General features: G+C 57.9%; 7 protein-coding genes. 1 reads left to right on the top strand and 6 read right to left on the bottom strand.

Annotated elements, in window-relative coordinates; all coding sequences use genetic code 11:
• Window positions 1-5 precede the first annotated feature (5 nt).
• The 4 genes from K1Y02_22785 to K1Y02_22770 form a co-directional block, all read right to left on the bottom strand.
• Window positions 6-731 carry a hypothetical protein gene (locus K1Y02_22785; protein ID MBX7259207.1) on the bottom strand — a complete coding sequence of 242 codons (726 nt, stop codon included), beginning with the start codon at window positions 729-731 and terminating at the stop codon, window positions 6-8.
• A 103-nt stretch (window positions 732-834) separates the two neighbouring features.
• Window positions 835-1,701 carry an ABC transporter permease gene (locus tag K1Y02_22780; protein ID MBX7259206.1) on the bottom strand — a complete coding sequence of 289 codons (867 nt, stop codon included), beginning with the start codon at window positions 1,699-1,701 and terminating at the stop codon, window positions 835-837.
• Between the two features lie 302 nt (window positions 1,702-2,003).
• A complete protein-coding gene (gene cimA / locus K1Y02_22775; GenBank protein ID MBX7259205.1) occupies window positions 2,004-3,530 on the bottom strand; it encodes a citramalate synthase in 1,527 nt (508 codons plus the stop codon).
• Window positions 3,531-3,637: 107 nt separating this feature from the next.
• On the bottom strand, window positions 3,638-4,873 hold the full coding sequence (locus K1Y02_22770) for a cofactor-independent phosphoglycerate mutase (GenBank protein ID MBX7259204.1): 1,236 nt from the start codon (window positions 4,871-4,873) through the stop codon (window positions 3,638-3,640).
• 128 nt (window positions 4,874-5,001) lie between these two features.
• Here K1Y02_22770 and K1Y02_22765 point away from each other — a divergent pair, with 128 nt between their 5' ends.
• Window positions 5,002-5,676, top strand: coding sequence for a class I SAM-dependent methyltransferase (locus K1Y02_22765; GenBank protein ID MBX7259203.1), 675 nt, complete (start codon window positions 5,002-5,004; stop codon window positions 5,674-5,676).
• Between the two features lie 654 nt (window positions 5,677-6,330).
• On the opposite strand, the gene K1Y02_22760 is transcribed toward K1Y02_22765, so the two are convergent.
• Together K1Y02_22760 and K1Y02_22755 are read right to left on the bottom strand one after the other, a co-directional pair.
• Entirely contained in the window at window positions 6,331-8,010 is a 1,680-nt protein-coding gene (locus K1Y02_22760; GenBank protein ID MBX7259202.1) for an ABC transporter permease subunit, read from the bottom strand.
• The coding region (locus K1Y02_22755; protein ID MBX7259201.1) for an extracellular solute-binding protein at window positions 8,007-9,626 on the bottom strand (1,620 nt) is incomplete at its 5' end. The genes K1Y02_22755 and K1Y02_22760, both read right to left, overlap by 4 nt.

Below are 9,626 nucleotides of genomic sequence, written 5' to 3'. Positions count from 1 at the left end.
TGGCGTCACCCGTTTTCAAGTTCCCGCAGGGCTTCGCGTCCTTCGTGGGCGGCGTCGGCCAGCAACTGGTCATCGCTTTTCCACGTAATGAGGTTGAAACCGAGATCACGCCAGTGCCGAGCGGTCTCGACGGACGTGGCCGGCGTGCCGTTGGAGAGTCCGTGCTTTTTGCTTAAATCGGTGATGTGTTTCGCGGCAGCGACAACTTCGGGGTCGTTCATGTTGTCGATCCGGCCCACGGTGACTTGGTAATCCGCGGGTCCGTAGAAGATGCCGTCGAGTTGGCCGTCAGCGACCTCAAGCATGGCTTCCAGATTTCCCACCGCGCGGGGACTCTCCAATTGAACGATCACGACACGGTTCTCGTTTTGGTCTACGAGGCGCTCCGCCATCGTGGTCTTGTGCTTGTTAAACAGACTGGACCGCATGCCGAATCCGCGTTTCCCTACGGGGGGATATTTCGCAAAATCGATGATCTGCCGGACCTCTTCCGGCGTTTCGACGCGAGGCACGATGATGCCCGTCACCGCCATGTCCAGGGCTTGGGCAATGTGGGCGTAGTCGTTTTGTGTAACCCGCAGAAGAGTGGCCACGCCAAGGTCTTCGGCGGTGCGCACCACGTTGTAGATGGTCTCGTAGGAATGATGTCCGTGTTCATTGTCGATCCACAGCCATTCGAAGCCCGCCCGGGCAACAGTACGAACGACAGGCGGCGTCATGTGTTCCAACATGACGACTCCCCAACACAGGCGGCGTTCGTGGCAGAGTTTCTTGAATTCTTGGTGCGTCATTGAATGTGGCCTTTGCTGTAATCCCCAAATGGGTATTTCGGATTCACCGCGTGCGCTTCAAACGGTCGATCAAGACCGCGGCTAGAATAACCGGTCCAAGGATAACCTGTTGCCCAAAACTTTCCATGCCTATCCACGTTAGGCCGACGGTCAGCACGGCAATGAATAGCAAACCGATGAGGGTGCCTGCAATGGCTCCGCGGCCTCCACTCAGGCTAGTCCCGCCGACCACCACCGCCGCAATCACCTGCAGTTCGTCGCCGATGCCCACTGCGGGATCGCCGGATTGCATTTTGGATGAAAGGATGATTCCGCCAAGCGCGGCGAGCGCCCCGCTTATGCTGTACACGATCCACTTTACGCGATCGACGGGCACGCCACTGAGCCGCGCGGCCTCTTCGCCGCCTCCGATGGCGTAGACGTGCCGGCCGAATCGGGTTGTGCTGAGGAGCAGCATGCCCAAGGCAAAGACGGCGAGCATAACCAGCACCCCGACGGGCACCCGGTCGCCCAGCAGATGCCGGCCCATGTACGTGTAGGAAGCGGGAAGGTTGTAGACCGGCGTACCTCCGAGCATCAGATAACCCAATCCGCGCAGGGAACTCATCAGGGCGAGCGTCGCGATGAACGGTGGGATCTGAAAGCGCGTGATGAAAAGTCCCGCGAAACTCCCGCTGGCAAAGCCGGCCAAAATGGCCCCGGAGTAGGCGAGGGCATACGCGGTCCATGTGTCGCCGGCGGCGCGGATGATTAGTGCGCAGACGATGCCGCCGAATGCCAGTACGGAACCTACGGAGAGGTCAATGCCTCCGGTGAGGATCACGAGAGTCATGCCGACGGAGACGACCCCGTAGATGGCGGACTGGTTGAGCACAAGGATGAGGTTGTCTATGGACAAGAAGGGAGGCATGCCTTGCCGCCGGGCAATGATCTCGAACACGACGCATTCCAGCGCAAGCGCGACAAGGAGCAAACCATAGGTCTTGAGGAACCGTCCTGCCGGTCGCGAGGTTGTCGTCGAAGCGGCCAAGGGAGGACCTAATCCGGATTTCTCACGAACACACACGAACAGTTCGTGGAACTTGCGTGGCTGCGAGACTCGCGGCGAGAAGCACAACGATTCTCCACAAGCAGGGTGTGTTCGTCAGAAATCCTCATGGCATAACCCCACAATCTTGCACGTGAGCATTTTGCGCCAGCGCAAAATGCGGACTACTCGAGACCGCGTGACCGCAGAAGTTTGTATTCGATGCTGTCGACCAAGGCGTCGTAGGAAGCCGTAATGATGTTCTCCGAAACGCCGACCGTGTCCCACTCTGCTTCGCCGTCGGTGGATTCGATCAACACGCGGGTCTTCGCGCGGGTCGCCGCCTGCGCATCGAGGATGCGGACTTTGTAGTCTTCGAGATGCACGTCGTTGAGTTCCGGATAGATGGAGGTCAGCGCGCGGCGCAACGCACAGTTCAGCGCGTCGACGGGACCAGTCCCTTCGCCCGCGGTATGCACGATTTCCCCGTTGGGCAGTTCGATACGAACGGTTGCCTCGGACACGGCCGGGTGAGCGTCATCGTGCCGCTCGACCCACACACGGAAACCGCGCAACTTGAAGAAAGAGCGGTGGCGTTTCTGGGCGCGCCGGATGAGCAGTTCCAGCGAAGCGTCCGCGCCCTCAAACTCGAACCCTTCGTTTTCCAGTTCTTTCACGCGGTGTAGAACCGCCTTCGTTTCGGGTGCGTTCTTATCGAGTTCAATCCCCAGCTCCGCGGCTTTTTGCAGCAGGCTGGAGCGGCCCGACATCTCGCTGACGGAAATGTGGGTGGTGTTGCCCACCAGTTCCGGCGCAATGTGTTCGTAGCTGGATTTGAGTTTCTTGACAGCGTCGGCGTGCATGCCGCCTTTGTGCGTGAAGGCGTCCCGGCCCACGTAGGGGTCAAAGTCGCGATGCGACATGTTCGCGAGTTCGGCGACGAGGTGAGACAGTCCCGTCAAGGTTGCCAGCTTCTCAGGCGGTACGAGGGGAATGCCCATTTTGAGCTGCACCCCGGGGATGATGGTGCAGAGATTGGCATTTCCGGTGCGCTCGCCATAACCGTTGATGGTTCCCTGGATATGAATGGCGCCCGCTTTGACCGCTGCCAGCGTGTTGGCCACGCCGCACCCGGAATCGTTGTGCGCGTGTATGCCGACGACCGCTTCCGGCAATCGGTTGCGCACCGTTTTTACGATGTCTTCAATCTGCCAGGGCAGACAGCCGCCGTTGGTATCGCAAAGGGCAAGGACTTCCGCGCCCGCGCGCCACGCGCTTTCGATGGCTGCCAGGGCATACTCGGAATCCTCGAAGTAGCCGTCGAAGAAGTGTTCCGCGTCAAGGAATACGCGGCGGTCGTGTGACCGAAGGTAAGCAACCGATTCCGCGATGATCCGGAGATTCTCTTCGAGGCTAACGCGAAGAACTTCCTTCACATGGATGGTCGATGATTTTGCGAAGATCGTAATGACCTCGGTCTGCGCGTCGAGCAGGGCGGCCAGATTTGGGTCATCTTCAACCGTCGACTTCGAGTGGCGGGTGCTCCCGAACGCGGCCATCTTCGCGTTCTTGAGATTGAGGTCACGTGCCCGCGCGAACAGTTCGGCCGCTTTCGGGTTTGAGCCGGGCTGACCACCCTCGATATAGGACACGCCGAAGTCGTCCAGGGCGCGCACCACGCGCAACTGATCCTCGGATGAAAACTTCACCATGCGGCCCTGCGCTCCGTCGCGCAAGGTCACGTCATACAACTCGACTCGCTGTGACACGCCTACTGTCTCCCGGGTCTGATGGTCGGATAAACGAAACGCGCGGCCGGTTACGATGAAATGGATGAGGCCGCCACGTTCGCGGATTGTAGCATAAACGGAACGAGCTCATGCCCCTCCGGGAACAGAAGACCCGATCCTTCCGCCGAACGTTCTGAATAACTAGTAGACCCGTCAGGTAGGACACCAGGGCCGCACATCGCAAACGGCACCGGGCCGCCCGCGTGGGTCTTCGTGGAGAGCGCGGTGATATGGTCCGGCGCAACCAGAATGCGCACGTCGCCGCGTTTACGCGCATACTCGAGGCACGGCGCGACCACGCGCGCGTCGAAGTCTTCTATCGCGCGAAGCTTGAGATCCAGCCTTCCTTCATGGGCCGTCTCGTCCGGCGCTTCCACGTGAAGGTAGGCGAAGTCTACCCGTTCCAGCGCGCCCAGGGCCGCAGCCACCTTTCCCTCGTAGTCGGTATCGAGGTAGGCCGTTGCGCCGGGGACGTGCAGCACTTCAAGGCCCGCGCACACCCCAATGCCTTTCACCAGGTCGACGGCAGAGACAACCGCTCCGTCGATCCCAAAGCGTTCGCGAAACGGCTGCATGCGGGGAGCGCGACCCTGTCCCCACAACCAAATTGAAGTAGCGGGTGGTTTGCCTGCCGCGACTCGAGCCTTGTTCACGGGATGATCGCGCATCACGTCGGCGCTGCGCGCCATCAGCGTTTGAATGAATTCTCCCGCCGGACCGTTGGGAAGGTAGGGCGCGTAAGCCTGATCCGTTATATTGTGCGGCGGCGTGCAATCGACGGTCGCAAGCGCATCTCCGGAAACGATGCCTTCTTTAATGATGGCAATGTGCCGGTAGCTGACGCCGGGATTGAAGGTAATAGGGAAGTCGGCCGACATTGCGGCGTTAAGGCTTGCTATGATCTCCGCGCCCTCAGGACTGCTGATGTGTCCCGAGGTGAAGCTGCTCATCACCCCGTCTTTGAGGGTGACGAGATTGCAGCGAAATGCAATGTCCTTGGGTCCAAGGCGAATGCCCTGCTGAGCGGCCTCAAAAGGTGCGCGGCCAGTGAACGCGGCGTGCGGGTCGTACCCGAAGACCGAGAGGTTGCCGATGTCGCTCCCGGGAGGCAGGTCATCGGGAATGGGATTGAACAGTCCACAGATACCCGAGCGCGCGACCTCGTCCATGGCGGGTGTATTTGCCGCTTCAAGGGGTGTGCGTCCATCCAGCTCGGGAATCGGGTAGTCGGCCATGCCGTCGCCAAGTAGCACCAGGAACTTCACCGGTAGAACTCCGTAACTCGTTGGGGGATATGGTATAGTGGGCGACGATAGCACAGGGTTGAGGGCAAGTCAAGTTTGAGGGGTCTCGGTTTCGGGCGATATTGGCCCAATTACTAGGGATTGTGGTGGTGAATACAGACAACACGAGAGCGACGTTGGACCGCTATGCGGAGTGCCTTCGGGGCCTGGGCTACAGGTTGGGGGAGGCCGAGCAGGGGCTACTAGAGTCGCACTGCGCCCTGATTCGCGAATGGAATGGCGTATGTTCGCTGGTTTCCCAGGGTGATCTCAACCTGTTGTGGGAGCGCCACGTGCTGGACTCCCTTCGCGTAGCATGCTGCCTGGCAAGCATCCGAAAGGACGCCGGTGCGCTTCTCGACATCGGAAGTGGCGGAGGATTCCCGGGAATCGTTTCAAAGACAATTCTTCCCGATCTACACGTGACACTGCTTGAACGATCCGCCAAGAAGGTTGGGTTTCTGCGAAGGGTCGTAGGTGTTCTTGGCTTGCATGGTATAGATATTGTGTGTGGGGAATTCCCCGCTGCCGCAAGGGGAATCGAGGCCCAGATTCTGACTGCTAGGGCAATTGAGAACCCCAAGAAGGTCTCGAAGGGAATTGCAGGTTGGCTGAGCCCACAAAGGGCATTTCTGTGTCAAACGGCTGAAGTGGCCGATCTTTTCAATGAAAAGTTCCACGTGGAACGTGTCGAGAAAAGGTTCCACGTGGAACAATTGCAGAATCCCATACCCCCCGACCCCGACACGCGTGGAAATATCTATATTATTCGCCCGGAAGCGTAGTCCCGGCTCCGTTCAACACCCCGCAGCACCATCCCCAGAGTCGCCCGCACGTGACTTCCTCCGCCCGATATGCCGCGCAACACCTGAAGTATCCTCATAGCCCAGCACTCGTCGAATTTACGAGCAACTCAGAGTCCCACCAAGCTCGGCCCCCTAACCTCAAGATCGCTTCAAGCTGTCACGAGCGATTAGGTGCAGCAAGGAGGACTCAAAGGGCCAGCCTGGAGCACACAGACATCCCCAAACCGGGCGTCCGCCCAAGGCGGGCACCACTACAATATATAGTAGATTACCGAGAATTACGACCATTGAGTAACGCCAAGCCTCCAGCTAAGCAGTCTTGCTCAGACAAGTCGGACCTCATACGTGCGCCCCATGAACTATTCAATCCCACCGTCCAGGCAAAGCACGCCCGCATGCCACACAGCATCTAATCCACCAGGCTCGCAAGCCCCCTTGTTAAACAGCTCACGCCGACATGCGATGGCGACCGCCGACTCTTCTTTACCACGGACGCGACAATATATAATCATATATAACTATATCTATGACGGCACCGGGCGAAAGGGTGCAGCACACTCTTACGCTCACTCGATTCACCAGACAAACGGCGCAGGCGACTTTTGCCCTGACACGTGCGGCAGGGTACGCGCCCTACCCCTTCAATCCGCTCAAGGTCACGCCTTGAATGAAGGTGCGTTGCGCGGAGAAGAAGAGAAGTATCACGGGCACCGTCATCATCACCGACGCGGACATCATCAGGCCGTAGCTGAAGGCGCCGCCCTGCAGCGCCTGCAATGCGAACAACCCGAGACTCAGGGGATACAAACGCTGATCGGTCAGATAGACCAAGGGCCCCATGAAATCGTTCCACACATACAAGAAGGTGAAGATTCCAATTGTCGCCAGCGCCGGTTTGATTAACGGCAATACGATGCTTCGATAAATTCGAAAATAGCTGCACCCATCGATCTTCGCACTATCTTCAAGATCTCTCGGAATACCCAACATGAATTGCCTCAGCAGAAAAATGTTGAATGCCCCGCCAAAAAACGACGTCACCCACAACGGCTTCAAGGAGTTGTACCAGCCCAATTCCTTGAAGATCAGAAACACCGGAATCATGGTCACCTGCGGCGGAATCATCATCGTTGCCAGCACCAAGAAGAAGCACGCATCACGCCCTGGCCACCGCAGCCTCGCAAACGAAAAGGCCACCAACGACGACCCCAACACCTGTCCCACCACGTTGAGCAGAACCAGCAACACGCTGTTTCGCACGTAGAGCGTCATCGGGGCGATGCGCAATGCCTTTCGGTAGTTATCCGTGTATTTATTGAATGTCGCGAAGATGCGCGGCGCATACCGATACTCGACCGTCACTCGAATCTTCCCCGGTTCAACAAACTCCGACACCCCCGCAGCTTCCAACCGCAGCCAGGTCTTCATTTTGATCGAATCGTCGTCCTCGCTCGCGAACTGCCACGTCGTCTCCTGCCACAGATCGGTACCCGAAAATGCCGACTGGGCACTGACAAATTTCCGCCCCTCCATCTCGACGGTGGCCCACAGCGTATGCCATGATCGGTCGCAGTGATTGCTCACCACCACCCGCTTCAGGTCTTCAAGCCTCATCGCTGTCGGAAGGATGGTCTCCACTCTGAACGACCCTCGTTTCGCAAACGAGTACCGAACCTCCTGACCCGGCCTATCCAATCCCTCCGGACGGCTAACAACGACGGCATCGCCATCTACCACACGCCACGAGAAATTCGCCCCGGCCGTTGGCCGTTCGATGGAGAGGTCCCAACCGTGCAGCACCACATCCGACAGCGCCACCCTCCGATAGACGGTGTCGAAGACCTCCCGGCACAACTTCGGAGTCGTGTTTTCAACAAACCACGCGGTGGCCTCGCTGTTCATTTTTGTAAACACAACATCCGGCGCACGCCTTAACAACCGAGCAAAAACTGCCTCCGCCCAGACCCTATTCGTCAAAAACGGGCCGTAAAACTCGGGAAACTCATCCCTGTAGCCCTCAATCGCCCCGCTAATTGCATCGCAGACAGGCAAAAAGAGCCGTTGCCAGTCCTCGACGCTTACAAGTACCGGTTTGAGTGGGCGCTCATTGTCCCGTACATCAATGTACGGCGACTCAATCACTCCCCTCGGAATTTGGGGAATCCACTTTGGAGGATAGAGCTCGTCGTTCACTTTTGAACTGGTACTGAGCAACCAAATGAACGGCGCCGCAAAAAGAATGGACCCCGCAAGAAGCATCGCGTGGGTTACGCCCCGCCAAACCACTGCGCTCGCTGTCTTCTTCCTATTCATTCGCCAGACTCATAGTGAACCCAACGGCGGCTCAAACGGATCTGAAAAAGCGTCAGTAAAAGCACGATAGCGAACAAAACCCATGCCATGGCGGACGCATAACCCATCTTCATGTATCGAAATGCGTTGTTAAACAGGGCGTAGACGTAAAATAGCGTCGAATCCAGCGGACCTCCCCGGGTCATGATGTAGGCCTGGGTGAAGACTTGGAAAGTCCCGATCAACCCCATAATCAAATTGAAGAGAATGTACGGACTCAGCATCGGAATCGTGACATGAAAGAAGCGCCTCACCGGACCCGCGCCATCCAACTCCGCCGCCTCGTACAAATGCTGCGGAATCCCCTTCAACCCCGCCAACCAGATGATCATGCTCCCGCCCGCACCCCACACCGTCATAATAATGAGTGCCGGCTTGGACCACGCCTCATCCTGCAGCCACTTAATATTCGGGACACCGACTTGCCCGAGGATGCTGTTGAGCACCCCTTCCTGCGGATTGAAAATCCATATCCAGAGGATCGAAGCGGCCACGGCCGGCATCACCGCCGGAAGGTAGAAGATGGTCCGGTAAACCCCCATGCCGCGGACCTCCCGGCTCAACAGCATGGCGATACCTAGCCCAAGCGCCATACTGAGAGGAACGTTCAACCCCATGAAAACCGTGTTCCATAAAGACTTATAGAACAGGGGGTCGTTCGTGAACAGGTTCGTGTAGTTCTTAAACCCCACGAATCCCGGAGGATTGAATACGTCATACTGGCTGAAACTCATCACCAGCGAGAAAAAGATCGGGCCTCCTCCAAATACAATGAACCCAATGAACCACGGAGAGGCAAAGGCATACCCGGCATAGAACTCCTTCCTAAAATAGCCCGACGCCTTCATCCTTCTCGCAAAATACATATAAAGACCGGCAATGGACACCAACAGAATTCCACAATACCCTGCCACCACCGGACGGAAGTCGAACTCCGGATACTTCACCGGGTGATAGATGCGGTCGAGCTCCTTCTGGACAATCGCGGCACTTTCGTCAAGTGCCCGAACCGCATTCTCGCGCACACTCCCCGCAACGTACTTCTTATAGATTCCGTTCTCCATGGCCCGAACCTGTTCGTTCCACAGGACCTGACCCACCGGCGTCACAGGCCGGAACCTCGACGTCTCCATCGAATCGGCAAACAACCGCACGGAATCCTTGTACCTCTGGGAAATCCCCGGATCGCTGTATACGTACTCGTTCATCGCCCATTCATTCACATCCCGGCGCGCACTCATCGAAGGGATGAAGACATTGCCGTTCGCGTTCGCGATCTGCCTGCCCGCGTCGGCCTTTATCTTGAACGCCTTCTGAGAAACCATGAACCGGATGAATTCCCACGCCTCCCGCGGATGCCGGCAACCCTTCGGGATCACATACGAAAACCCGCCGCACCATCCGACCCGCTCGTTACCCTCCGAGGCGGGGGCCAGCGCCACGCCGAAGCGGAGATCGCGGCGCGTATTCGCGATAGTCGCCACGTACCAGTTTCCATCAATCTTCATCGCGATCTTGCCCGACATAAACGGGTCCAGGTCGGCGGCCATCCCGCTGGTTTGGAAAGCCAAAACTTT

This window comes from Candidatus Hydrogenedentota bacterium (assembly GCA_019695095.1).
Classification (GTDB): Bacteria; Hydrogenedentota; Hydrogenedentia; order Hydrogenedentales; family SLHB01; genus JAIBAQ01.
This window is presented reverse-complemented; position numbering and strand designations above follow the sequence as displayed.